The sequence below is a fragment of the Streptomyces sp. NRRL F-6676 genome, assembly GCF_000725625.1.
Lineage (GTDB): Bacteria > Actinomycetota > Actinomycetes > Streptomycetales > Streptomycetaceae > Streptomyces.
The window spans coordinates 1-277 of sequence record NZ_JOHS01000148.1; the positions used below are offsets into that span (position 1 = coordinate 1).

The 277-nt window shown below is 70.0% G+C and carries 1 protein-coding gene; it reads left to right on the forward strand.

Annotated elements, in window-relative coordinates; genetic code table 11:
- On the forward strand, window positions 1-277 hold a 277-nt coding region (locus IO29_RS31385; RefSeq protein ID WP_037840723.1), incomplete at both ends, for a methylmalonyl-CoA mutase family protein.

Sequence of the window (277 nt, forward strand, 5' to 3'; positions counted from 1 at the left end):
CGTGGACGACTTCGCGCCCCGCCTGTCGTTCTTCTTCGTCGCGCGGACGACGATCCTGGAGGAGGTCGCCAAGTTCCGTGCCGCCCGCCGGATCTGGGCACACGTGATGCGCGAGGAGTTCGGGGCGAAGAACCCCAAGTCGCTGATGCTGCGCTTCCACACCCAGACGGCGGGCGTGCAGCTGACCGCGCAGCAGCCGGAGGTCAACCTGGTGCGCGTCGCGGTGCAGGGCCTGGGCGCGGTGCTGGGCGGCACCCAGTCGCTGCACACCAACAGC